Source organism: Allopseudospirillum japonicum (assembly GCF_900108915.1).
In the GTDB taxonomy this organism is placed as follows: Bacteria; Pseudomonadota; Gammaproteobacteria; order Pseudomonadales; family Halomonadaceae; genus Pseudospirillum; species Pseudospirillum japonicum.
In genome coordinates this window covers 231,698-256,629 of sequence record NZ_FNYH01000001.1, presented here as the reverse complement: position 1 = coordinate 256,629, position 24,932 = coordinate 231,698, and the positions used below count along the sequence as shown (strand labels likewise).

Here is a 24,932-nt window from a genome sequence, read left to right as displayed (position 1 = left end):
TGCGCGTGTCCAAGATGATGGTATTTACTGGGAATGCCAACCCTGAGCTTGCCCGTAAAGTAGTTGAATGTCTGGATATCCGCCTCGGTGATGCGACTGTAGGTCAATTCAGTGATGGTGAAATAGCGGTAGAAATTAACGAAAACGCCCGTGGTAAGGATGTTTTCGTGATTCAATCAACTTGCGCGCCCACAAATGATAATTTGATGGAATTAATTCTGATGATTGATGCACTGCGTCGTGCATCTGCACATCGGATTACTGCAGTGATTCCTTATTTTGGCTATGCGCGTCAAGATCGTCGAGTGCGTTCTGCACGCGTGCCCATCTCTGCAAAAGCGATTGCTGATATGATGTCCGCTGTGGGCGTTGATCGTGTGATGACCATGGACTTGCATGCAGATCAAATTCAAGGCTTCTTTAGCGTGCCTGTCGATAATGTCTATGGCTCGCCGGTTTTGCTGGATGATATTCAGCGCCAAAACTATGAAAATATCGTGGTGGTCTCGCCAGACGTTGGCGGTGTCGTGCGTGCGCGTGCAGTGGCTAAACAATTAGATGATGCAGATTTAGCTATTATTGATAAGCGCCGTCCACAAGCTAACCAAGCACAGGTCATGCATATTATTGGTGATGTCAAAGACCGCACTTGTTTGCTGGTTGATGATATGGTGGATACTGCAGGAACCTTGTGTAAAGCCGCAGAGGCATTGAAAAAACATGGCGCTAAACGCGTCGTCGCTTATGCAACCCATCCTGTACTTTCAGGTGCGGCTTTAGATAATCTGCGTGGCTCTTTGTTAGACGAGCTCGTGATTACAGATACCATTCCTTTGAATGCGGAAGCAAAACGTTGCAATAAAATTCGTCAGTTGACGATTTCTGGTTTATTAGCTGAGGCGGTACGCCGTGTCAGTAACGAAGAATCTATTAGCGCTATGTTCCGCTAATATCTTGGCTGCACTAGCTAGCCTATATAGCATCCAGAATCTGGTCGCGGAGTCTGGATGTTTTTTATCCTAAATGAGGAAACATCATGTCTAAATTTGTATTTGAAGCTCAAGCACGACAAGACCTGGGGAAAGGTGCGAGCCGCCGCCTGCGTCGTGGTAACGTTTATATTCCTGCCATTATCTATGGTGGTGACAAGCAGCCTCAGCCGATTGCTTTAGATAAGCGCGAATTCTATCGTGCACTAGAAACTGATGAGCGTATTTACACCAGCGTATTGACGTTGAAGATTGATGGTGTAGAAGAGCAAGTGATGATGAAAGACTTGCAACGCCACCCATTCAAGCCAGTGTCTTTGCACGTAGATTTCTTGCGCGTTGACGAAAACACCAAAGTGACGGTGAACGTCCCTGTACACTTTATCAACGAAGAGAAGTGTGTAGGCGTGAAAGCACAAGGCGGTAAACTCCAACGTCTATTGAACGAAGTTGAATTGGTTGGTACTCCAGGTAGCATCCCTGAGTATTTAGAAGTTGACCTCGCTGAGATCACTGCGGGTCAGATTTTGCACCTTTCTGACTTGAACCTGCCAGAAGGCACGCAAGTTGCTGCCTTGCTACAAGGTGAAGACCACAATGCAGGTGTTGTGAGCGTGAGCTCGCCACGTGGTAAAAAAGCTGAATAATCTAGGCTAATTTTGTAAGATCAAGCACGGCTTGATCAGCAAACTAGTACATACGCCACTTAAACCGAGCAAGGTCTAAGTGGCGTTTTTGTTTATTCATCAAAAAGGTGTGTGCGGTATGTCAGTAGCCATTAAAGCCATTATAGGCTTAGGGAATCCCGGAGCTGAGTATGCAGCGACTCGGCATAATGCAGGTGCTTGGTTTGTTGAAAATTTAGCACGTCAAAGCGGTGTTTCGTTAAGCCCCCATAAGAATTTTTATGGTTTATACGCCAAAATAATCCTAGATGGGCAAGAAGTGCATTTGCTTAATCCTACTACCTTTATGAATCGTAGTGGCCAAGCAGTGGCTGCTTTAATGAAGTTTTACAAACTACCGTTGGCAAGCCTGTTAGTTGCGCATGATGAGTTAGACCTTGCGCCTGGAATTGCACGTTTTAAACAAGCAGGTGGTCACGGTGGTCATAATGGGTTACGTGATATTATTGCGCATTTAGCCAACCAAAAAGATTTTTACCGTTTGCGTATAGGTATTGGACATCCAGGATCAAGCGACAAAGTGACAGGTCATGTACTCAAACGGGCGCCTGCTAGCGAACAAACTTTGATTGAGCAAGCGCTAGCCGCCAGTCATCAAGCCTTACCTTGGGTATTAAAAGGACAGTGGACGCAGGCGATGAATCAGTTACATGCTTTTAAAGCACAAAGCTAAAAAATTTTCGACCATTTTGAGGATCATAAATCATGGGATTTAACTGTGGGATTGTTGGCCTACCAAATGTAGGTAAATCGACACTTTTTAATGCATTAACTAAATCAGGTATTGATGCGGAAAACTTCCCGTTTTGTACCATTGAGCCTAATACAGGGATTGTCCCTATGCCGGATCCACGTCTAGATGCGTTGGCGGAGATTGTCAATCCAGAACGCATTTTGCCAACGACAATGGAGTTTGTCGATATTGCTGGCTTGGTAGAGGGGGCATCACGTGGTGAAGGCTTAGGTAATAAATTTTTAGCCAATATTCGTGAGACCCAAGCCATTGCACACGTTGTACGTTGTTTTGATAATGATAATGTCATCCATGTGGCAAACCGTGTTGATCCGCGTGCAGATATTGAAACGATTAATATCGAGCTCGCCTTGGCTGATTTGGACTCGGTAGAGCGTGGTATTCAAAAGCTTGCACGTAATGCGAAAGGTGGGGATAAAGAAGCCATTGCTGTGAAAGCCGTGTTAGAGCGAATCCGTCCACACTTAGAAGAAGGTTTGCCTCTACGTAGTGCCGGTTTAACGATAGAAGAACAAAAGTCTTTACGTAGTTATGGATTTTTGACGCTGAAACCTACGATGTACATTGCCAATGTCAACGAAGACGGCTTTGAAAATAACCCTTATTTGCGTATTGTCGAAGAAATTGCCGCCGAAGAAGGCGCGCTTGTCGTACCTGTATGCAATAAGCTAGAAGCCGAAATTGCCGAGCTTGATGAAGAAGAACGTAACCTATTTTTAGAAGATTTAGGTATGCAAGAGCCAGGCTTAGATCGCGTGATTCGTGCTGGTTATCAGTTACTTGGCTTGCAAACTTATTTTACTGCTGGCGTCAAAGAAGTCCGTGCTTGGACGGTTAGACAAGGCGCGAGCGCGCCAGAAGCTGCTGGGGTGATTCATACAGATTTCCAGAAAGGCTTTATCCGCGCTGAAGTTATTGCCTATGATGATTATGTCAACTTTAAAGGCGAACAAGGCGCAAAAGAAGCAGGCAAATGGCGTTTAGAAGGTAAAGATTATGTGGTGCAAGATGGGGATGTAATTCACTTCCGTTTCAACGTATAAGCAGTCTTTGAGGCTGCGCAACACGCAGCCTCAAGCACCTAGTTGAATGAATTGATTTTAATGGCGAATCACCAACACAGACGTATGGGCACGTTCCAAAGTACGGGCAGCCACTGAACCAAGGAAAAAGCGTTCCATAGCATCTTGGTTATGGCTAGACATGACAATCAAGTCAATAGGCCATTTAGCAGCAGCAGCTAAAATCTCCTTATGTGGGGTGCCTTCTACCACACACTGGCGTTTGATTTTTGCTTGCAAGGGTGCAGGTAAATGCGCTTCTATTAGTGTTTGCAGCTTTTGCTGGGCTTCTTGAATTAAGGCATCAAAATCAAAACGCTGGAAGTAGCCTGCGACTAAAGGTGAGCCAAAACCTGGTAAAACGCTCAGCAGATATAAACAGGCTTGCTGATCTTGAGCCTGTACACTGGCTGCGTGCAGGGTCAAAGCAGCAAATTCTGGCTCATCTAAATCAAGGGGCACAAGAATATGTTTAAACATAAGATCACCTTCTTAGGATGGGCGGTTCGCTAATAAGCGACGACTTTGTAACCAAGCCAATAAAGCTAATAGCATAAAGGCGGGTAACATCATCCATTCCTTTGCTGGCCGTTGGCTTTCTTCTTCCAAGTATAGAATTTCCCAATCAAAGTCGATGCCTAAATTTGCCGCAGGACTGCTAAATTCCACACTTTCTACTTTAACTTGTGCGCCTTCGAAATACAGATTAAGCCCCGCTTGTGCAAGACGCTGTTCGCCGCTTCCCGTGCCTTCTAAAGGTAGCAAAATATGCTTACTGACAAGATCACCATCAATATTTTCACCTTCTACAAGCATACGCAAAGGTTGACCTTCGGGGATTTGTTCAGCGGCTTGGTAAATTTGTTGTGCGCTGATTTGGTTGAGGGGTGGATAAATGTCATCCCACCAAAAACCAGGGCGAAATAAGGTGAAGGCGATTAGAAGTAAAGCCAGCGTTTCCCACCAGCGATTTTTTACTAACCAGTAACCTTGGGTCGCTGCGGCGAAAATCAGCATGGCGCTGACAGCCCCTAAAATGGTTAAGCCTAATTCCCATAGACTATGAATATCGATCAACAAAAGATTAGTGTTGTAGATAAACATAAAAGGCAAGATGGCAGTTCGTATATCATAAGTAAAACCCTGCACACCCGTTCTAATAGGATCAGCTTTGGCAATCGCCGCTGCAGCAAACGCAGCTAGGCCTACCGGTGGGGTATCATCAGCCAAAATGCCAAAGTAAAACACAAATAAGTGAACTGCGATTAAAGGAACGATCAAACCATTTTCAGCGCCTAAATTGACAATTACAGGCGCCATCAGCGTAGAAACGACAATATAATTGGCGGTAGTTGGTAGGCCCATACCAAGGATCAGGCTGATAATGGCCGTCATAATTAGCATCGTCAGTACACTACCGCCGGAAATGTATTCGACGAACTCTGTCATCACAAGGCCAATCCCAGTGAGTGTCACTGTCCCTACGACAATCCCTGCAGCCGCTGTTGCGACCCCGATGCCAATCATATTGCGCGCACCTGTTACTAGGCCTTCGATAAGCTCTAACACACCTTGGCGTAGACTGTGTTGCCAAGTGTTGCCTAGGGTGTGTCCTTGCGCCTGTGCACGGAAGTAAGCAAGTAAGGGGCGTTGTGTGAGCACAATAAAAATCATAAATACCGTGGCCCAAAATGCGGATAAGCCAGGTGAGAAACGCTCCACAGTTAAACACCATACCAGCACGACAACCGGCAATAGGTAATACAAACCGGATTTAACGGTGGGGCCTAAAGGGGGAAGTTCATCAAGGGGACGCTCTGGGTCATCCATGGCTAAGGCGGGGAAATGACACGCATAAGCGACTAAACCAATATAGGTTGCTAACAAGACCAGCATAATCACAGGTAAAGCGGCACTCCCTAGATAAGCTTTACTCCAACCAATACCGTAGTAAACCACCAAAGTCAGGACACCAAGGATAATAAAGGTGGTTAAAAAGCTAAATAAGGTACGTGTCCAAGAAGAAGCTTGCTTACGCGGTAGACCTTGCATACCAGCTTTAACTGCTTCGAGGTGGACGATGTAAATTAAGGCAATGTAAGAAATTAAAGCAGGTAAGATCGCGTGCTTGATCACTTCTAGGTAAGAAATACCCACATACTCAACCATCAAAAAGGCGGCAGCACCCATGATCGGTGGGGTGAGTTGACCATTGGTTGAGGAGGCGACTTCTACGGCACCGGCTTTCGTACCAGGAAAACCGACGCGTTTCATTAATGGAATGGTAAAAGTACCTGTTGTGACCACATTGGCAATCGAGGAACCCGAGATAATGCCGGATAATCCAGAAGCCACAACCGCGGCTTTGGCAGGGCCACCGCGCATATGACCCAACATAGAAAAGGCCACCTGAATAAAGTAATTGCCTGCACCTGCTTTTTCTAGCAAGGCACCAAAAAGAACAAATAAGAAAACAAAGCTTGCTGAAACACTCACCGCAACCCCGAAAACCCCTTCTGTGGTGAGCCATTGGTGCGTCAGCAACTTTTGTAGACTTGCGCCTTGGTGTGCAATCACATCAGGAAAATAAGGCCCAAAGAGGGTATAGGTTAAAAAGACGCTAGCCACTATCATTAAAGGAGGGCCTAGGGCGCGTCTTGTCGCTTCTAGAAGTAGCACCAAACCAATGCCCGCGAAGATCAAATCATAATCCGTGGGATTCCCAGGACGCATGGCGAGGCCTTCGTAGAATAAAAACAAATAACCGGCACTAAAAGCGCCTAACAGTGCAAATAGCCAATCTTGCCAAGGAATATATTGCTGTGGGGAGCGTTTAAATGCGGGATAAGCAGTGAAGGCAAGAAAGACGGCAAACATCAAGTGAATAGCACGTGCTTTAGTCGAATTTAACAAAGAAAAAGGTGACGCATACCAAAGCTGAAAGAGGGACCAAATTAAAGGAACCAAAAACAGGAGTTTGCCTGACCAACCAGCCGGAGAGCGTGCGCCACTATCCGCTTGCAGCATTTGTTGCAATTCATCCTGCAAGTCTGTGTTTGAGGGATTGTCTTTATTATTATCCATAGTGTATTACCCTTAGGTGATAAAATTTATCAGGTTTTACATCTGTCATATCCTTTGTGAGCAGACGACTTCTCTAGGTCGCTAAAGTAGTTAAGTATAAAGGGAATCACAGGCGCTAGCAGCTGTTGACGACGAGAATCAATAAAAAAGGACTGTCTTTAGTCGCTTACGCAGCCTAATAGACAGCCCTTAAAAACGCGGCTTTCCGCAAAGAAGATTTTACTTAATTAAGCCGGCTTCACGATAGTACTTCTCGGCACCTGGGTGTAAAGGTGCGGTTAAGCTGGCGGAGACCATTTCTTCTTTTTTCAGTTGTGCGAAAGCTGGGTGCAAGCGCTTAAAGGTATCAAAGTCTTCAAAGACCGCCTTAACAAGCTCATAGATCACTTTTTCGGAAGCATTTGCTGAAGTGACAATAGTGGCACCAACCCCGAAGGTGTGGACATCTTCTGGGTTCCCTGCGTAAGTGCCGCCTGGAATCGTCGCTTTACGATAGTAAGGGAACTCAGCAACCAGTTTATCAACGACCTCGCCACTGACATTCACTAGGGTACTATCACAAGAGGTGGTCGCTTCTTTGATAGAACCGCTTGGGTGACCAACAACATAGACCATGGCATCAATTTTGTTGTCACACAAAGCACTAGACATTTCCGAAGCTTTTAGCTCAGCCGCTAGGGAATAGACTTCAGTTGATTTATTTTTTGCTGCTAAGAGGACTTCAATGGTCGCGCGCTGACCAGAACCTGGGTTGCCTACATTCACGCGCTTACCTTCTAACTGATCGAACTCAGTGGCATTGGCATCTTTGCGTGCAACTACGGTAAAGGCTTCAGGGTGCATGGAGAACACTGAACGTAGTTCTTTAAATTCACCAGCATCAGCAAACTGCTCTTTACCATAGTAAGCGTTGTAGTGTACATCTGATTGGGCAACCCCAAGATCTAACTCACCAGCACGTATGGTATTAATGTTGTACGCAGAACCGCCAGTCGATTCCACTGAACAACGGATACCATGTTCTTTCTTGCCTTTATTCAACAAGCGGCAAATAGCGCCCCCAGTTGGGTAATAAACGCCTGTGACCCCACCTGTACCTATAGTGACAAACTCTTGTGCGCTTGCTTGTGCTGCGCCCAAACCCAAACTTGCCGCAAGTAGGGCGCTTATTAGGGTCGATTTTTTGGCTTTACCTAGGGACGTCTTTGGTTGTTGTAATACGGACATAAGTTCCTACTCCTAGATCAAAAAAAGAGACCGCCAGCCAGACGGTGTGCTTGCTTCCATGAGTGAAAGTGCGCGCTATTTAAGTACTTTGTAGAAAGTGCAACCAGCCTTTGGGCGTTTGGTTTGTCTACACTCGCTTTAAGTCCTTAAAGTTCTACAGCATACCACACCTAGAGATGAGCGAAACCACTTGGGTCTGCATATCCCTGATATGCAACAAGTAAACCTAAATTATGCAAAGATTGCGCCAATTTTTAGATCGAGATGTAAAAGCACTGGCAAATAGCAAAATGTACCTAAATGACGCTTGACGTCTAGGTGAAGATTCAAAAAGAGGCATTTTCTGGTGTTAGTTATTTTATTAGTAGAAATAATTATCTAATAATTAAAAAACATTTTTTTATGCAAATAATAGGTTAATAAAAAGTGAAAAAAACTTTATAAATTATCTAGACTTATGCCTATTAAGTTTTTTCTACCGGCAGTTTTCTGTCTAAAAGTGAAATCACAGGAGGCGACAATGACAACACATCAGCATTCGGTACAAGGTCAACACGTGCTTGTTTTAGGTGGTGGCGTGATTGGTGTGACCTCTGCTTGGTATCTGCAGCAAAGAGGCTATCAAGTCACCTTGGTTGAGCGTCAATCGAGTGCGGCTATGGAAACCAGCCATGCCAATGCGGGGCAAGTTTCTTTTGGTTATTCCTCACCTTGGGCCGCGCCTGGCGTGCCGATGAAGGCAATCAAATGGTTATTGCAAACACATGCCCCTTTAAAAATTAAACCCTCGCTACAAGGTCGGCAGTGGCGTTGGATGCTACAAATGCTTTCTATGTGTACATCAAGCCGCTACCAAGTGAATAAGTCACGTATGGTGCGTGTGGCTGAGTACAGCCGTTTAGCTTTAGATGAGCTGAATCAGGTGTTAGATCTTCCTTATGAAGGCCGCTGCAAGGGGACTTTGCAGGTTTTTCGTGATCCTCGGCAAATTGCCGCTGCGGATAAAGATATTCAGGTATTAGAAGCTTTTGGCGTGCCTTATCGGCGGATGAGTGTTGCCGAGTGTATACAGCAAGAACCTGGCTTAGCCAAAGTACAGGATAAAATTTGTGGTGGGTTACATTTACCACAGGATCAGACAGGGGATTGTTTCTTATTTACCCAAGCCTTGGCACAAAAGTGTGCACAAGCAGGGGTGCGCTTTTTGTATGACACGCAAATTCAAGCACTAGAATATGATCAGCACAGCATTCACGGCGTATGTGTACAAGATGCCAAAGGGCAAATCCAAAAGCTCACTGCAGATCAATATGTGGTGGCTTTAGGTTGTTATTCTGTTGATATGCTTGCACCTTTAGGTCTGCGTTTACCGATTTATCCTGTGAAAGGCTATTCGCTGACATTCCCTTTACTCGATGATGCGCACGCACCTCAATCCACTTTGATGGATGAAACTTACAAAGTAGCCATTACCCGCTTTGATCAAAGGGTGCGGGTTGCTGGTATGGCAGAGCTTGCTAATTTTGATTTAAGCCTGAATCCGCAGCGTCGCAAAACCCTAGAAAAAGTGATTCAAGATCTATTCCCACAAGCGGTGGATATTAGCCAAGGAGAGTATTGGTGTGGTTTGCGCCCTATGACACCAGATAGCACGCCGATTATTGGCGGAACTCAGTACAAGAATTTGTTTTTAAATACGGGGCACGGCACCTTGGGTTGGACTATGAGTTGTGGCTCAAGTCGCTATCTCGCGGATGTGATCAGTGGACAGCCTTTAGAAATTGATCGCGAGGGTTTGGATCTGAGCCGATATGCTTTAGTAAAGTAAGCAAGATGCTTTCGGCCTTAGGTTGGAAGTTGGCATGAAATATGCTGTAATTTGGGCGTTTTTACCTAGGGGAAATCCATTTCTAGGAAAAGATTGACTAGGATGTGTGAAAAAACCACAGGATTTGCCTCAGTATAATAAGACCCGCAGTGGGATCTTCCTCCCCTGCGATGCCTGCTTCATTTTGACTCCTCAATCTCGCTGAGTGAGTCCTCTCTAATAGGTCAAAAATTTATGGATATCAGTGGATTAATTGGTGAGGTAAACGCGATTGTCTGGGGGCCTTTAATGCTCACGCTTATTTTAGGTGTGGGCATTTATTTAACCGCAGGTTTAAAAGCTTTACCGATTCGTGAATTACCACAAGGTTTTCGTTTGTTATGGCAAGGACGTAAAACCAGTGAAGACCAAGGGGAATTAAGCCCTTTTAATGCACTTATGACAGCACTGTCGGCAACTGTGGGTACAGGGAATATTGCAGGGGTTGCAACTGCTGTCTTTCTTGGTGGTCCAGGCGCCATTTTCTGGATGTGGTGTACAGCCTTAGTGGGCATGGCAACCAAGTTTGCCGAGGCTGTCTTGGCGGTTCATTACCGTGAGGTTGATAGTGCTGGCAACTATGTTGGTGGCCCTATGTACTATATTCGTAATGGCTTGGGTGCGCGTTGGGCTTGGTTAGGCACGACCTTTGCCATTTTTGGCGCGATTGCTGGGTTTGGGATTGGTAATACAGTACAAGCTAACTCAGTGGCGAGTGTACTCGAGAGCAATTTTGGTTTGCCTTTGTGGGTCACCGGCTTGGTGCTAATGGTGTTAGTCGGTTTGGTGTTAATCGGTGGGGTTAAACGCATTGGTGAAGTTGCGGGGGTCTTGGTGCCCTTTATGGCGGTCGCTTATTTGGGTGCAGGGTTAGTGGTTCTTGTACTCTTAAGTGAGCATCTGCTAGATGCGTTTTCGCTGATTTTTACGCATGCGTTTAATCCAATCGCTGCCCAAGGCGGGTTTGCCGGTGCGGCAGTGGCGGCGGCCATTCGTTTTGGGGTGGCACGAGGAATTTTCTCTAACGAAGCAGGTTTGGGAAGTGCCCCTATCGCACATGCCACTGCACGTACAAAAAATCCAGTACGTCAGGGCATGATTGCCATGCTGGGGACTTTTATTGATACCCTGATTATTTGTTCAATGACAGGGGTTGCCATTGTTGCTTCAGGGGTTTGGACTGAAGGAATTTCTGGTGCTGAACTTACGGCAGCAGCCTTTGATTTTGCCTTACCAGGTGTTGGTAGCCATCTGGTGGCCATTGCCTTAGCGATTTTTGCCTTTACCACGATTTTGGGTTGGAGCTTATACGGAGAGCGTTGTGTGATCTACCTCTTTGGCCCCAAGGCAACGCGTCCTTACCGGATTTTGTGGACCTTGGCGGTGCCTGTCGGTGCTTTACTGCACTTGGATTTCGTTTGGTTGGTGGCAGATACGCTCAATGCCATGATGGCTTTGCCTAATTTAATCGCACTTTTGTTACTGAGTCCTGTAGTGTTTCGTTTAACACGTGAACATACCCAAGGGCATCATTTGGATATGCAATCTGACCAGTAAAAGAATGCAAAAACTTGTTTGATTGACTGAAGACACCCCCTTGCTTCAAGGGGGTATTTTATTGCAAAAAGGAAACTTATGTATGGCTCGACCTGCACAAGCACATATTGATCTTGATGCGATTCTTGCAAATTATCGCGCTGCCAAAGTGTGTGCTCCCCAAGCGCGTGCGATGGCGATTATCAAGGCAAATGCTTATGGGCATGGGGCAGTAGCGGTAGCGCATGCCTTAGCTGAGCAAGCCGATGCTTTTGGTGTCGCTTGTATTGAGGAAGCATTAGAATTACGCGCTGCCGGTATTAAACAACCTATTTGTTTGTTGGAAGGTTTTTTCAGTGCGGAAGAAATCCCGCTGATGCTGCAACATCAACTAATTCCAGCGATTCATCATGCGGCCCAATTAGCCTTACTGGCGCAGTATTTGCCCTTATGTACACAGAAAACCCAGTTAAAAGTTTGGTTAAAGCTGGATTCAGGGATGCACCGCTTAGGCTTTGCGCCCGAGGATATTGCAAACGCCTATCAAGATTTAACTGCTTTACCTGTACAAGTGTTGGGGCTAATGACGCATTTTGCACGTGCTGATGAGCTCACTTGCCCTTATACACAAACTCAATGGCAACTGACGCAACAATGGGCCCAGTCTCTCAATCTGGCCTTATGTTGTGCGAATTCACCGGCGACTTTGGCGTGGCCCAGTACACATGCAGATTGGATTCGCCCAGGGATTATGTTGTATGGAGCAACGCCGATTCCTGAAGCACAAACACCTGTGCAATTACGTGCGGGGATGCGTTTAATCTCGCAATTGATTAGTGTACGTGATCTGGCCGCAGGTGAAGGGGTGGGCTACGGACAGACCTTTGTGACTTCCCAACCTAGTCGTATTGGGGTAGTGGCTATGGGATATGCAGATGGATATCCACGTCATGCACCTTCAGGTACACCTGTGTATCTAGAAAAACTCGGGGCTTGTGTCCCTTTGATCGGACGCGTGTCTATGGATATGCTGGCGGTTGATTTGAGCACCTATGCGCAAGCACAAGTGGGGGATACGGTGGAATTGTGGGGGCCGCATTTGCCCATTAATCAAGTAGCGGAAGCTGCTCAAAGTATCGCCTATGAATTACTTACCAAAGTGACCGCGCGTGTGCCTAGGTATTACCATTATTAACTTGTTTCTGTATGACACATTCGTTTTGCAAACACGGGCAGATCAAGCAACTGGATGTTGTTGTTGGGCTATAAGGGTATAATGATCAGCATCAAGGTATTTTGCCTTGCAGCAATCCGATCCTGACCAAAATGAGGCACGCATGTCTGAACCTAAAGTTGGCTTTATTAGCCTAGGTTGTCCTAAAGCGCTCGTTGATTCTGAGCGCATCCTGACGCAGTTACGCACTGAAGGATATCAAATTACCCCAACTTACGAAGATGCTGATTTGGTTGTGGTAAATACCTGTGGCTTTATTGATGCAGCAAAAGCTGAATCCTTGGAAGCGATTGGTGAGGCTTTACGTGAAAATGGACGTGTGATCGTAACCGGCTGCATGGGCGGGCAAGAAGCACAAATTCGAGCGATCCACCCACAAGTTTTGGATGTTTCTGGCCCTCATCAATATGAAGCTGTGGTCAATGCGGTGCATACATACGCACCACCTCCCAAAAAAGAAGCCAACCCCTTTGTGGATTTGGTACCGCCGCAAGGCATTAAGCTAACACCCAAACATTATGCGTATTTGAAAATCTCTGAAGGCTGTAACCATAGATGCCGTTTTTGCATTATCCCGTCTTTACGTGGGGACTTAGTCAGTCGTCCTATTGGTGAGGTGATGGACGAAGCGCAACGCCTCGTTGATGCAGGTGTGCAAGAGCTTTTGGTGATCTCGCAAGATACCAGTGCCTATGGTGTGGATACGAAATACCGCACTGGATTCTGGCAAGGTCAGCCAATCAAAACTCGGATGCTGGAACTGGCACAAGCGCTAGGGGACTTGGGCGCTTGGGTGCGTTTGCATTATGTGTATCCTTATCCGCATGTGGATCAAGTGATCCCTTTGATGGCAGAGGGAAAAATCCTCCCTTATTTGGATATTCCTTTTCAGCATGCGCACCCTGACGTTTTGCAAGCAATGAAACGTCCTGCGGCAAGTGAAAAAACGCTAGAACGTATTCACACTTGGCGACAAATGTGTCCGGACTTAACGCTAAGATCGACTTTTATTGTGGGCTACCCTGGCGAAACCGAAGCCCAGTTTGAGTATCTATTGGATTTCTTACAGGAAGCTCAGCTCGATCGTGTAGGTTGCTTTGCTTATTCTCCTGTGGAAGGGGCTGCAGCGAATGCTTTACCTGATCAAATTCCTGAAGAGATCAAACAAGAACGCTTAGAACGCTTTATGCAAACCCAAGCACAGATCAGTGCAGAAAAGCTGGCGGCGAAAATCGGCCGTGAGTTGGAAGTTCTGATTGATGATGTCGGTGATGATGGTGCCGTGGGGCGTACTGCTGCGGATGCACCTGAAATCGACGGGCTGATTTATCTACTCGATGATACCCAAGTGCAACCTGGGCAAAGAGTTAAGGTAAAAGTCACCGAGGCCGACGAATACGACCTCTGGGGACAAAGAGTTTAACTGCTGCGACAAGCCTAATCTTGGGTAAAGCTTTCAGCAAATTGGCGGCTAGAGTTTAAAACTTCTTGGCCGCTTTCCTGACTTGCTTCTAACAAGTCTTGCGCACCTTGTTTGCCTTCCTTCCATAAAAGCTGTGCTTGACAGCTCGCCGTATCTGCAGCGCAACGTGTAAAACAGCCATTTTGCGCAGCACCTGCATCAAAATGCTCTATTTTACAGCCTGTTTCGCATAGCGTGTGTTTAAGATCACAGTTAGCTTGTGCCTGTATGCTGGTGAAAGAGGTAAATAAACACGCTGAAATAAGCAAAGCCTTGCGTAAGGATGGAGCAAGCACTGCAAAAGTGTGAGACATACAACACCTAAACAAGAAAAGAGGAAAATAGAGACTTTTTGCTGGTATGCAAAAAGCACCTTGCGTTCTAGTGTGCCTATTTCGTTGCGGAAGATCGAGCAATAAATTGATTGATCTAAAGGTTTGTAAAAGAATATCAACGGGCAAGCGCTTGTATTTGTATCTAAAACCCTCTAGATTGCGCTTTTTTTATAGTCTGATAAAGGAAGCGAGCATGTTAAACGTCAATGAGTATTTTGAAGGTCGTGTAAAATCTATCGCTTTTACTAATAGCCAAGGGGTTGCCACCGTGGGCGTTATGGAACCGGGTGATTATGAGTTTTCCACGGCAAAAGCGGAAATCATGCAAGTGGTCAGTGGTGCTTTAAGCGTGCGTTTGCCTGAACAAGAAGATTGGCAAACTTTCGCTGCGGGTAGCCGTTTTGATGTGCCTGCCAATAGCCGTTTCCAAGTGCAAATCAGTGAGCAAAGTGCTTATTTATGCTATTACTTGGATGAAGCCGACGCCTAATGCGTTGTGGGGGCTAAAGGATCTAGCCCTAAATCTGCCAAAAGCTTACTCAAGCGAATCAAAGGTAGCCCAATCAGTGTGTTGGGGTCCTCACCTTCTAAGCGTTCAAATAAACAAATCCCTAAACCCTCAGATTTAAAACTACCCGCACAATCTAAAGGCCGCTCCTTCGCAACATAGGTTTGTATTTGTGTGGGGCTTAAGGTGCGAAAATACACAGTAAAATGCTCGACACAAGTATAAGTTTGTGTGTCTCTTTGATCATAAACACATAAACCTGTGTAAAAGACGACACTGCGCCCCTGTAAACGTGAAAGCTGCTCTATAGCTGCTTGTTCTGTGTGAGGTTTGCCAAGAAGATGATATTTGCCTTGAGCATCCTGGTAAGTTGCTAACTGATCTGAGCCAATAACAAGTGCAGGATGCCCTGTATGTTGTTCTGCCACAGCCAGTGCTTTTTGTAACGCAAGATGCTGAACTAAGGCTGGCGCACTGGCTCCCTCAGGTAGACTTTCGTCAATTTTGGGAGCTTGGCTAATAAAAGGTAATTGCAGCTTTTGTAACAGACTTTGTCGATAGGGAGAACTAGAAGCTAAAATCAGTAAAGGTAAAGACATAACAAATTCCTGTCATCACAGCAAACTTAAGGTATAATGCGCGCCAGCTTTGTAGCCAACGAGCTTGTGAAGCCTTGATGCATGGGCTGTTAATTCCTTTTATAAAGGTGACTTTATAAAGGCAACAGCTTTTCTTTGACACAACCGCCTCTTGTGCCTATTATTGCGCCCCTATGTTTACTGAGCAACTTCCCCTCAGGGTTGATCCCTACAAAATGGCAAAAGCTGCAAGTGAGTTTCAAACTAGCTTATCACTTGCTGATTTGACTCGTGTTGCTGAGTTGTTAACCCATACGCAAGGTGTGTTAACACTGCAGCTCAGCTTTGCTATCGATCCCCAGGGTATTCGTACGATCAGTGGTCACATTCAAGGTGAGGTAGAAGTACTTTGCCAGCGCTGCTTGCAGCCTATGCCTTGGACACTCGATAGCGAGTTTACTTGGGGTATTGTCCATCAGGATGCGGATGCAGCAAATTTACCGCGTGCTTATGAACCTGTGGTACTCGAGGGGGAAGAATTAGAACTCTTACCCGTGCTCGAAGATGAGGTCATCTTAAGCTTGCCACAAGCGCCTTATCACAAGGCCGGTGACTGTAAACTGGATTTATCTCAGGTGCATGTTGAAGAAACTGCTTCCAAGGCAGCACCTAGCAAAGAAAATCCCTTTAGCGTACTGAAAAAACTTAAGCAAAAACACTAGGCTTAAGTGGCCGTCCTGATTTATTAGGAGAATTATCCATGGCAGTTCAACAAAACCGTAAAACTCGTTCTAAGCGCGGTATGCGTCGTTCACATGATGCCCTGACTGCAGCGAACATTTCTGTCGATGCGACCAGTGGTGAAATGCACCGTCGTCACCATGTGACTGCGGACGGTTTTTACCGTGGTCGTAAAGTGATCGATAAAGACGCTGAGTAAATACGTCTTAGGACGTAAGCGTGTTTGACCATCGCCTTGTATGCTGATTCGTATAGCCATAGATGCGATGGGTGGGGACTTCGGTCCCCATATTACCCTCGCTGGCAGTCTCATTGCACTGCAGCACCATCCCCAGTTACATCTTGTTCTTGTCGGTGATCTTAAGCAATTAGCACCTCTACTCGAACACTTATGCCAGCAAGCGCCTTGGGCGCCTCAAGCGAGTGCTTTAAAAGCCCGTTTAAGTTTTCATCATGCCCCTGATGCAATTAGTATGCAGGATCCACCTGCACACGCTTTGCGTACACGTAAGCATTCTTCTATGCACTATGCATTACACTTATTGGCTGCCAATGAGGTGCAAGCTTGTGTTAGTGCAGGTAATACAGGTGCTTTGATGGCAATCAGTCGTCATATTGTGAAAACTTGGCCACAAATAGAACGTCCCGCAATCTCTACAGCCATTCCAACCCTTAATGGTCACTGCCAAATGTTGGATTTAGGCGCTAATATCAGCTGTGAACCCAAACACTTGTTAGAGTTTGCTTTAATGGGGTCTTTATTGACGCAAGCAGTGGATGAAATTCCGCAGCCGCGTGTTGCCTTGTTGAATGTGGGAGCAGAAGCGACTAAAGGGACTGTTTCGGTCAAACAAGCCGCTCGTTTATTGGCAGCGCACCCAGCAATTAACTATACCGGTTATGTCGAAGGGAAAGATATCTTCCGTGGTTGTGCGGATGTGATTGTGTGTGATGGCTTTGTGGGCAATATTGCGCTAAAAACTAGCGAAGGCTTAGCACAAATGTTAATCGAGCGTTTACAAAATATTTTTGCACAAAATCTCTATCGGCGTTTATTAAGCCTGATGGCGCGTCCTGTATTGGCCCAACTCAAACAACAGATGGATCCAGTACGTTACAATGGTGCTAGTTTGCTCGGTTTAAAAGCTTGTGTGATTAAAAGTCATGGTGAGGCGAGTGCGCGTGGTTTTGCTTATGCAATTGCACGTGCAATGAGTGAGTACCAGTTGCAAATTCCGCAACGTTTAGCACAACTGCCTGATTTGGGCTTAGAATGAATCCTTAAATTTGTTGACAATTTGCGGTTTTTTTACGCTTTTATCTTCAAAGTATGGTAAAATCAACGCGTTTTAATACAGATTTCATCTTTAGTCATCTGGCTGAGCAGGGTATCAATATCAGCTAGATCTTTGATAATAAAAGGGGTAGTTATGACAAAATCCCTGGCTTTTTTATTCCCCGGACAAGGCTCTCAGCATCTTGGTATGTTGTCCGAGCTTTCAGAGCGCTATGCCGTCGTGCGTACTAGCTTTGAGGAAGCCTCCGATGCGATGGAATATGACCTTTGGCAATTGGTACAAGAAGGGCCACTTGATCTTTTAAACGCGACGCAATATACCCAACCTGCCTTATTAACGGCAAGTGTAGCTGTATGGCGCGTTTGGCAAGAGCTAGAAGGCCATCGTCCGGCTTATATGGCTGGGCATAGCTTAGGCGAATACAGTGCGCTTGTGTGCAGTGGTGCTTTAGATTTTGCTGCAGGTGTTCGTTTGGTACACTTGCGCGGCCAAGCCATGCAAGCTGCTGTCCCTGCTGGTGAAGGTGCTATGGCAGCCATTTTAGGTCTAGAAGACCAGCAGGTCCAAGCTGCCTGTGAAGAAGCGTCTCAAGGTGAAGTTGTGGCCGCAGTGAATTATAATGCGCCTGGGCAAGTTGTGATTGCTGGCAGTAAAAGTGCGGTAGAACGTGCCATAAGTGCGTGTCAGGTACGTGGTGCTCGTAAAGCTATGCCTTTGCCTGTGAGTGTCCCTTCTCACTGTGCTTTGATGCGACCTGCCGCTGAGCGTGTGGCGCAGGCATTAGCAGAAATCACTTTTGAAGAGCCAAGAATCCCAGTGGTACAAAATGTGGATGCGCAGGCACACACGCAGCCACAGGTGTTAAAAGATAATGTATTGGCGCAACTGTATAGCCCTGTGCTTTGGTCAAAAAGTGTTAGTCTGATGACTGAACAAGGGGTGAATACCTTGATTGAGTGTGGGCCTGGCAAGGTACTTGTGGGTTTAGCTAAACGCATCCATAAGCCTGCGAAAGCCTTAGCGATGAATGATTCTGAATCGGTAGCTGCCGCATTAGAATTAACCCGTATGCACTAATTGAATAATAAAAAGGATGCATCATGAGTCAACCAGTCGATCAACAACCGCTTGCCGGCAAAATCGCCTTAGTCACAGGCGCAAGCCGCGGCATTGGTCGTGCCATTGCTTATGAGTTAGGACGTTTAGGTGCACAAGTCGTAGGTACAGCGACCAGTGCGCAAGGCGCACAAGCGATTCAAGAAGGTTTAGCTGAACAAGGTTATGCTGGTTGGGGACGTGAACTTAACGTGACCGACAGTGCAAGTATTGAAGCTTTAATCAAAGAAATTACGCAAGAACTTGGCCCAGTACAGATTCTAGTCAATAATGCAGGGATCACTCGTGATAACCTGTTAATGCGTATGAAAGATGACGAATGGGATTCGATTTTGGATACGAATCTAAAATCTATTTATCGTGTATCTAAAGCCTGCTTGCGTGGTATGACGAAAGCACGTTGGGGCCGGATTATTAATATTAGCTCTGTTGTTGCCTCCTCTGGTAATGCAGGGCAAACCAACTATGCGGCTGCTAAAGCGGGTTTGGAAGGTTTTACGCGCTCTTTAGCGCGCGAAATTGGCGCACGTGGTATCACTGTTAACGCCGTCGCGCCTGGATTTATCGCTACAGATATGACGCATGTTTTGCCAGAGGCACAAAAACAAGCTTTATTAGCGCAAATCCCTGCAGGACGTTTAGGCCAACCTGAAGAAATCGCAGCTGCTGTTGGTTTTTTAGCAGGTGAACCAGCCGCTTATATCACAGGTACCTGTTTGCATGTCAACGGTGGCATGTACATGAGCTAAGTAAATTTCTGGATAGCATCTTAGCCCTGCTGTAAAATGCCGCTGGGCTAAGCTGAATCTAGCTTAAGGCAGTCCTGTCAACACAGGACTATCCTAAAAAGTCACATGTCTTCACTGCACTTTTGCTTGGTTCTGGTCATTTAAAGAACACAGAAGAAAAAGTGGTCGCAGTGAGCAAGGTGCAAACCCCCGTATAGCATTGCTTACGGTTTCGTGATCTAGGAGTATAAAATTACTATGAGTACCATCGAAGAGCGCGTAAAAAAGATTGTTGCTGAGCAGCTAGGTGTTAAAGAAGAAGAGATTCAAAACAGCTCTTCTTTTGTTGACGATTTAGGTGCTGACTCTTTGGATACTGTAGAGCTGGTGATGGCTTTAGAAGAAGAGTTCGAGACGGAAATTCCTGACGAAGAAGCAGAGAAAATCACCACAGTACAAGAAGCAATCGACTACATCCTCAAGCACGAATAAAAGAGTATCAGGATTTAAGCTGAGTGCGTGTCCTGAGATTCTGCTAAATCTAAATGTCTGTATAAGACAAGATTTAGATGCCACACAGCCGCGCTAATCCTTATATTGGCGCGGTTTTTTTTGAGCCTTTAGACGTTCAGGGTCTTTAAAAATAAAGGCCATGTTTTATTAAAATCTGTAACAAAATCAAAGTGATAGCCCAATGCTACCCGCTTGGAGGAAAAAGAAGAATGCCACGTAAAAGGGTTGTAGTCACAGGTTTAGGGTTAGTCACCCCCCTAGGTAATGATGTCAATACCACATGGGAGGGGATTGTCGCCGGCCGTAGTGGAATTGCACCAATTGAGCATTTCGATGCAAGCAAGTTTAGTACCCGTTTTGGTGGACAGATCAAAGATTTTGATATTGGCGCTTACCTACCTGTAAAAGATGCGCGCAAAATGGATTTGTTTATTCAATATGGCATTGCCGCAGCCTCACAAGCGATTTTTGATGCAGGTTTGGAGTGCACACCAGAAAATGCGGATCGGATAGGCGTTGCCATCGGTTCTGGTATTGGCGGTTTGCCTATGATTGAAAAAAATCATCAATTATTAGAGCGTTCCGGTCCGCGTAAAATTTCGCCCTTTTTCGTGCCAGGTTCCATTATCAATATGATTTCTGGGAACTTAGCGATTAAATACGGTTTTCGTGGCCCTAATATTGCCATTACAACCGCTTGTACAACAGGTACCCATAATATTGGTTACTCGGCACGTACGATTGCTTATGGTGATGCTGATGTCATGGTATGTGGTGGTGCAGAAATGGCGACAACTCCCCTTGGATTAGGCGGATTTGCGGCAGCACGTGCTTTATCGACACGTAATGAAGATCCTTGTGCAGCTAGTCGCCCTTGGGATAAAGACCGCGATGGTTTTGTCTTGGCTGACGGTGCAGGCGTGGTTGTTTTAGAAGAATATGAGTATGCCAAAGCACGGGGTGCGCGCATTTATGCCGAGCTGGTTGGTTTTGGTATGAGTGATGATGCTTATCATATGACAGCGCCACCGGAAGACGGTCGTGGTGCTGCCGCTGCGATGGCGAATTGTTTGCGTGATGCGCAAATTAATCCAGAAGTGGTGGACTATATCAATGCGCATGGCACCTCGACACCTGCAGGCGATATCGCAGAAAGCCAAGCCGTTGAGCGTGTTTTAGGCTCAGCTGCACAAAAAGTTGCTGTTAGCTCCACTAAATCTATGATTGGCCACTTATTAGGGGCAGCTGGTGCAGTAGAAGCCGTGTTTTCTGTGTTGGCAATTCGTGATCAAGTTGCACCGCCTACAATTAATTTAGAGACACCAGATGAAGGCTGTCGTCTAGATTATGTACCGCATCAAGCACGTTCGATGAAAATTGATTATGCTCTATCCAATTCCTTTGGTTTTGGTGGTACAAACGGCAGCTTGCTTTTCACCAAGCTGTAAAGTGCACTTAAGATAGCCTGTCTTCTCGAGTATTGGCTTGCGGAAGACAGTGCATTGCGCCTACTTATGCAACAGACAAAGCCACAACAAAATACGCCTACGCTAGGTTGGTTTGATGGTCAGCCGTTAGAAACCTATGGAGGGGAGCTGACACAAGTTTTGCTTGCAAGTCGTAGTTTGGCGTATGGCGAATCTCTCTTTGAAACCATGCGCCTTATCAAAGGCCAAGTGCCCTTATGGCCTTTGCATCAGGCACGCTTGCTCACAGGTGCTCAAGCTTGGGGATATACTATTTCGCCCCAGCAAATTGCGGATATTGAGCAGCAGGTCATTGAGTTTAGTCAGCAAGAACCACATGCTGGTATTTTAAAATTAAGTCTATTACGTTTAGAAACTGCTGCAGGTTATGTGCAATCAACACAGAAACCTTGGCATATTTGGTTACAAAAGCGTGCTTTTGTGCCCGAGCTTGCCCCCTATCAGCACGGTATCCAAGCAGGGATTAATGAATATCTCCTTCCACAGATGCATACGCCTTTAACAGGTGCTAAGCATGGGAATCGTGCACATCAGATCTTGGCGCGTCAAACTTGGCAATCACTGTGGCAAGAAGCCGTGTTAATTGACCAAGCAGGCTATTTACTAGAAGCCAATAGCCGTAACCTTTTTTGGTGGTCGCAAGATCATTTATATAGTCCCCAAATTACCAGTGATGCTGTCCATGGTGTGTTTAGTCGCTACCTTACACAGCAGGGTTATGCGCCGACCTATGTACGCCAACCGTGGCAGGTATTAGCACAAGCGCAAAGCGTTTTTGTTGCCAATAGTGTGCAAGGTATTTGGCCTGTGGCTAGCTTACAAACTCCCGAAGGGCAATATCTTTATGCAAGTGATGATGCGCCAACCCGCCAACTTATGCGCGACCTACACCCTAAATTAGGTCTGCCAAGCTAGGACACGAGGATTTGGCTTCATGTTGATACGACTTGTGCTATATCTTGTGGCTCTATGTGCTGCATTTTTGACAGGCTTGAGTGCTCTGGTGTTAGTTGGTATGCAAGCCTTACACCAACCTTTAGCGCTCTCAGGAGCCACAACTTATGAGGTACCTGCAGGGACGAGTTTACAGACTTTAGTCGATGAACTTACGCAAGAACAGATCCTACAACAAGGATGGGCTCTAGTTGCTTGGGCGCGTTTACAAGACCAGGCCACGCAAATTAAAGCCGGAGAATACCAGCTAGAGGTTGGTTTAACGCCCTATCAGTTACTTGCTAAACTGATTCAAGGCAGTCAGATTAACCATCAAGTCACTTTTCCAGAAGGCTGGAATTTTAACCAGCTGCGTCAAGAATTGCGTAAGCATGCGCGTTTACAGCAAAAATTATCCGAACTAGACGATGCTGAAGTCATGGTTGCTTTGGGTGTACCTGGAGTCCACCCAGAAGGTCGCTTTTTCCCAGATACTTATTACTATCACAAAGGGATGAGTGATCTACAAATTTTACAACAAGCCTATGCGCGGATGCAGAAAATTCTCGCGCAGGAGTGGGCGCAAAGAGCAGATAATTTACCTTATGCTTCAGCACAAGAAGCTTTGATTATGGCCTCAATTGTAGAAAAAGAAACGGGTGTGGCCTATGAGCGTCAGCAAATTGCCGGCGTGTTTGTGCGTCGTTTACAAAAAGGAATGCGTTTACAAACGGATCCTACAGTTATTTATGGTTTAGGTGAGGCTTATCAAGGTAACCTTACACGCAAACATCTACGCCAGCCTACACCTTATAATACCTATGTGATTGATGGTTTGCCGCCAACACCGATTGCTATGCCGGGGCAGGGTGCGATTCATGCCGCTTTAAATCCAGCGGATGGGAACACACTCTATTTTGTCGCACGTGGTGATGGGACGCATTATTTTTCAGTGACTCTAGAAGAACATAACCGCGCAGTTGCTAAGTATCAAATCTATAAAAGACGCGCGGATTATCGCTCCTCTCAGGCAATACAGGACTAGCTTAGCCATGTGCAAAGGCAAATTTATTACCCTGGAAGGGGCAGAAGGTGTGGGAAAAAGTACACAAGCACAAAGCTTGTGTGCTTGGTTACAAGCTCAAGGGATAGAAGTCATCTATACACGTGAGCCAGGAGGAACACCGTGTGCTGAACGCTTGCGTGCTTTGTTGCTCAGTCAACACGAAGGTGAAGATTGGTTGCCGCTGAGCGAGTTGCTTTTGATGTTTAGTGCACGCCATCAACACTTAGAACATAAAATCATTCCTGCATTAAAACAGGGAACTTGGGTCGTGTGTGATCGATTTACAGACGCTACTTACGCTTATCAAGGCGGGGGCCGAGGTTTAGATCAAGCAGTCATTAAGCAACTAGAAACTTGGGTGCATGCACACCAGCAGCCAGATTTAACACTGTGGTTAGATTTGGCACCTGAAATTGCCCATCAGCGTTTGCAAACGCGTGGTACAAGTGACCGCTTTGAACGCCAAGATCAAACTTTTTTTGCACGTGTGCGCGCGATCTATGCACAAAGAGCTGAGATGTTTCCTGAACGCATTCATCGGATTGCTGCACAAGGTACACAAGCAGAAGTGGCCGCTCGTATTCAAGCCTGTTTACGTCCCTATTTGCTGGATGAGGAGGCGATTTAATGGATATTCCTGCACAAGTGTTGCCTTGGCAACAAGATATTTGGCAACACTGGCAACAACAAAAAGCGCGCCAACGTTTACCCCATGCTATTTTGTTAACAGGGATACCCGGAGTCGGTAAACGCCAGCTTGCATTGGCATTTGCACAAGCTTTGTTATGTCAACAAGTGCAAAGTGACGGTCAAGCTTGTGGACATTGTAGTCAATGTCACCTAGTCACTCATCAGCAACATCCTGATTTGCATTGGATACAACCAGAGCGTGAAGGCGGTGGGATTTTAATTGATGCCATGCGCCAATTGAGACAAGAAGTCAACCAAAGTGCGCAGCAAAGCGGATATCGTCTTTTTATCCTAGCGCCTGCTGAGGCGCTTAATACTTATGCGGCTAACGCTTTATTAAAAAGTTTAGAGGAACCAGGCGCTGCAACCTTATTTATTTTAATTAGTGATCAAAGCGCACGTGTACTTCCAACAATAAAAAGCCGCTGCCAACATTGGCAAGTCAAAACGCCCGCAGCAGACATGGCCTTGGCTTGGTTGGCAAAAGTGAAAAACTGGCCTCCTGAACAAGCGAAGATGGCTTTACGTCTGGCATCTGGTGCCCCCTTGCAAGCAGTAGATTGTTTAGATACGGATTATCAACAACATAGGCAAGCATTTTTTAATGCTTTAGATCATCTACTGAAAGGTTTTTTAGCGATTCAAGCCGCGCATACGTTACAAACTTGGTCTTTAGAAGCCAATTTACAACTGTATTTAAGTTGGCTGAAGGACACACTGGTTTACCAAATGACGCAAGAAACAAACAGGCTTCGTCATTTAGACCAAGTTCATTTAATCCAAGAAAGTGCTGTTTTGCTGACAAGGTTACAGATATTCAAATTATATCAGTTAGGTATTCAGCTTAGCCGTCAAGTACAAAATAAAACCAACCCGAATAAAGCTTTATTATTAGAAACGCTATGGTTGCAAAGTGCACATTTATTAAAAGCAGAGAATAACCAAAATTCTTTGGTACCAGGTTACCTGTTTTTATCCCACTAATGATGTATCAATATTTCTGGAGGTCAGTATGCAAAAGCGCCTTAGATTTATCGGT

At 45.8% G+C, this 24,932-nt stretch carries 25 protein-coding genes; 20 read left to right on the top strand and 5 right to left on the bottom strand.

The genetic code is table 11. The annotated features are described in order from the left end of the window. Nucleotides 1–5 precede the first annotated feature (5 nt). The 4 genes from BMX05_RS01110 to ychF all read left to right on the top strand — a co-directional run bounded on the left by BMX05_RS01110 (nt 6) and on the right by ychF (nt 3,472). On the top strand, nt 6–950 hold the full coding sequence (locus tag BMX05_RS01110) for a ribose-phosphate pyrophosphokinase (protein ID WP_177166734.1): 945 nt from the start codon (nt 6–8) through the stop codon (nt 948–950). An 86-nt stretch (nt 951–1,036) separates the two neighbouring features. Then, nucleotides 1,037–1,636 (top strand): 50S ribosomal protein L25/general stress protein Ctc, encoded by a 600-nt coding sequence (locus BMX05_RS01105; RefSeq protein WP_093308101.1) that lies wholly within the window; start codon nt 1,037–1,039, stop codon nt 1,634–1,636. A gap of 118 nt (nt 1,637–1,754) precedes the next feature. Beyond that, nucleotides 1,755–2,348, top strand: coding sequence for an aminoacyl-tRNA hydrolase (gene pth, locus BMX05_RS01100; RefSeq protein WP_093308097.1), 594 nt, complete (start codon nt 1,755–1,757; stop codon nt 2,346–2,348). Between the two features lie 32 nt (nt 2,349–2,380). Further along, the gene (gene ychF / locus BMX05_RS01095) at nt 2,381–3,472 is read left to right on the top strand and encodes a redox-regulated ATPase YchF (RefSeq protein WP_093308094.1); all 1,092 of its coding nucleotides are present in this window, start codon (nt 2,381–2,383) and stop codon (nt 3,470–3,472) included. A 57-nt stretch (nt 3,473–3,529) separates the two neighbouring features. Here ychF and BMX05_RS01090 read toward each other — a convergent pair whose 3' ends face one another. The 3 genes from BMX05_RS01090 to BMX05_RS01080 all read right to left on the bottom strand — a co-directional run bounded on the left by BMX05_RS01090 (nt 3,530) and on the right by BMX05_RS01080 (nt 7,801). Beyond that, on the bottom strand, nt 3,530–3,970 hold the full coding sequence (locus BMX05_RS01090; protein ID WP_093308091.1) for a universal stress protein: 441 nt from the start codon (nt 3,968–3,970) through the stop codon (nt 3,530–3,532). A gap of 12 nt (nt 3,971–3,982) precedes the next feature. After that, nucleotides 3,983–6,574 carry a TRAP transporter permease gene (locus BMX05_RS01085; protein WP_093308086.1) on the bottom strand — a complete coding sequence of 864 codons (2,592 nt, stop codon included), beginning with the start codon at nt 6,572–6,574 and terminating at the stop codon, nt 3,983–3,985. Nucleotides 6,575–6,793: 219 nt separating this feature from the next. After that, on the bottom strand, nt 6,794–7,801 hold the full coding sequence (locus BMX05_RS01080; RefSeq protein WP_093308083.1) for a TAXI family TRAP transporter solute-binding subunit: 1,008 nt from the start codon (nt 7,799–7,801) through the stop codon (nt 6,794–6,796). 520 nt (nt 7,802–8,321) lie between these two features. Between BMX05_RS01080 and BMX05_RS01075 the strand changes: the two genes are divergently transcribed. The 4 genes from BMX05_RS01075 (at nt 8,322) to rimO (ending at nt 13,861) form a co-directional block, all read left to right on the top strand. Then, nucleotides 8,322–9,629: a D-amino acid dehydrogenase gene (locus BMX05_RS01075; protein ID WP_093308080.1), complete on the top strand. Its 1,308-nt coding sequence runs from the start codon at nt 8,322–8,324 to the stop codon at nt 9,627–9,629. A 234-nt stretch (nt 9,630–9,863) separates the two neighbouring features. Further along, complete coding sequence (locus BMX05_RS01070; protein WP_093308078.1) at nt 9,864–11,225, top strand: alanine/glycine:cation symporter family protein; 1,362 nt, start codon at nt 9,864–9,866, stop codon at nt 11,223–11,225. 82 nt (nt 11,226–11,307) lie between these two features. After that, nucleotides 11,308–12,399 carry an alanine racemase gene (gene alr, locus BMX05_RS01065; RefSeq protein WP_093308075.1) on the top strand — a complete coding sequence of 364 codons (1,092 nt, stop codon included), beginning with the start codon at nt 11,308–11,310 and terminating at the stop codon, nt 12,397–12,399. A 142-nt stretch (nt 12,400–12,541) separates the two neighbouring features. Next, nucleotides 12,542–13,861: a 30S ribosomal protein S12 methylthiotransferase RimO gene (gene rimO, locus BMX05_RS01060; protein ID WP_093308345.1), complete on the top strand. Its 1,320-nt coding sequence runs from the start codon at nt 12,542–12,544 to the stop codon at nt 13,859–13,861. 14 nt (nt 13,862–13,875) lie between these two features. On the opposite strand, the gene BMX05_RS01055 is transcribed toward rimO, so the two are convergent. Further along, a complete protein-coding gene (locus BMX05_RS01055) occupies nt 13,876–14,214 on the bottom strand; it encodes a hypothetical protein (RefSeq protein WP_093308072.1) in 339 nt (112 codons plus the stop codon). A gap of 214 nt (nt 14,215–14,428) precedes the next feature. On the opposite strand from BMX05_RS01055, the gene ppnP reads away from it, so the two are divergent. Continuing rightward, nucleotides 14,429–14,725 carry a pyrimidine/purine nucleoside phosphorylase gene (gene ppnP / locus BMX05_RS01050; protein WP_093308069.1) on the top strand — a complete coding sequence of 99 codons (297 nt, stop codon included), beginning with the start codon at nt 14,429–14,431 and terminating at the stop codon, nt 14,723–14,725. Here the strand turns inward: ppnP and BMX05_RS01045 are convergent. Beyond that, on the bottom strand, nt 14,722–15,342 hold the full coding sequence (locus tag BMX05_RS01045; protein ID WP_093308067.1) for a Maf family protein: 621 nt from the start codon (nt 15,340–15,342) through the stop codon (nt 14,722–14,724). The genes ppnP and BMX05_RS01045 overlap by 4 nt on opposite strands. A gap of 215 nt (nt 15,343–15,557) precedes the next feature. Between BMX05_RS01045 and BMX05_RS01040 the strand changes: the two genes are divergently transcribed. The 11 genes from BMX05_RS01040 (at nt 15,558) to BMX05_RS00990 (ending at nt 24,877) form a co-directional block, all read left to right on the top strand. Next, a complete protein-coding gene (locus BMX05_RS01040) occupies nt 15,558–16,043 on the top strand; it encodes a YceD family protein (RefSeq protein ID WP_177166733.1) in 486 nt (161 codons plus the stop codon). Between the two features lie 38 nt (nt 16,044–16,081). Next, nucleotides 16,082–16,261, top strand: coding sequence for a 50S ribosomal protein L32 (gene rpmF / locus BMX05_RS01035; RefSeq protein WP_093308031.1), 180 nt, complete (start codon nt 16,082–16,084; stop codon nt 16,259–16,261). Nucleotides 16,262–16,301: 40 nt separating this feature from the next. Continuing rightward, complete coding sequence (plsX, locus tag BMX05_RS01030) at nt 16,302–17,339, top strand: phosphate acyltransferase PlsX (protein WP_093308028.1); 1,038 nt, start codon at nt 16,302–16,304, stop codon at nt 17,337–17,339. A gap of 153 nt (nt 17,340–17,492) precedes the next feature. Next, the gene (fabD, locus tag BMX05_RS01025) at nt 17,493–18,437 is read left to right on the top strand and encodes an ACP S-malonyltransferase (RefSeq protein ID WP_093308025.1); all 945 of its coding nucleotides are present in this window, start codon (nt 17,493–17,495) and stop codon (nt 18,435–18,437) included. Between the two features lie 23 nt (nt 18,438–18,460). Further along, a complete protein-coding gene (gene fabG / locus BMX05_RS01020) occupies nt 18,461–19,225 on the top strand; it encodes a 3-oxoacyl-ACP reductase FabG (protein WP_093308022.1) in 765 nt (254 codons plus the stop codon). A 237-nt stretch (nt 19,226–19,462) separates the two neighbouring features. Next, nucleotides 19,463–19,696 carry an acyl carrier protein gene (gene acpP, locus BMX05_RS01015; protein WP_093308019.1) on the top strand — a complete coding sequence of 78 codons (234 nt, stop codon included), beginning with the start codon at nt 19,463–19,465 and terminating at the stop codon, nt 19,694–19,696. Between the two features lie 230 nt (nt 19,697–19,926). Continuing rightward, on the top strand, nt 19,927–21,165 hold the full coding sequence (fabF, locus tag BMX05_RS01010; RefSeq protein WP_093308016.1) for a beta-ketoacyl-ACP synthase II: 1,239 nt from the start codon (nt 19,927–19,929) through the stop codon (nt 21,163–21,165). Nucleotides 21,166–21,231: 66 nt separating this feature from the next. Continuing rightward, a complete protein-coding gene (locus tag BMX05_RS01005) occupies nt 21,232–22,119 on the top strand; it encodes an aminotransferase class IV (RefSeq protein ID WP_093308013.1) in 888 nt (295 codons plus the stop codon). Between the two features lie 19 nt (nt 22,120–22,138). Then, nucleotides 22,139–23,182: an endolytic transglycosylase MltG gene (gene mltG, locus BMX05_RS01000; protein WP_093308010.1), complete on the top strand. Its 1,044-nt coding sequence runs from the start codon at nt 22,139–22,141 to the stop codon at nt 23,180–23,182. Nucleotides 23,183–23,189: 7 nt separating this feature from the next. Then, on the top strand, nt 23,190–23,831 hold the full coding sequence (tmk, locus tag BMX05_RS00995; protein WP_093308007.1) for a dTMP kinase: 642 nt from the start codon (nt 23,190–23,192) through the stop codon (nt 23,829–23,831). Next, on the top strand, nt 23,831–24,877 hold the full coding sequence (locus BMX05_RS00990; protein WP_093308004.1) for a DNA polymerase III subunit delta': 1,047 nt from the start codon (nt 23,831–23,833) through the stop codon (nt 24,875–24,877). Before tmk ends, BMX05_RS00990 begins: the two co-directional genes overlap by 1 nt. Nucleotides 24,878–24,932 lie beyond the last annotated feature (55 nt).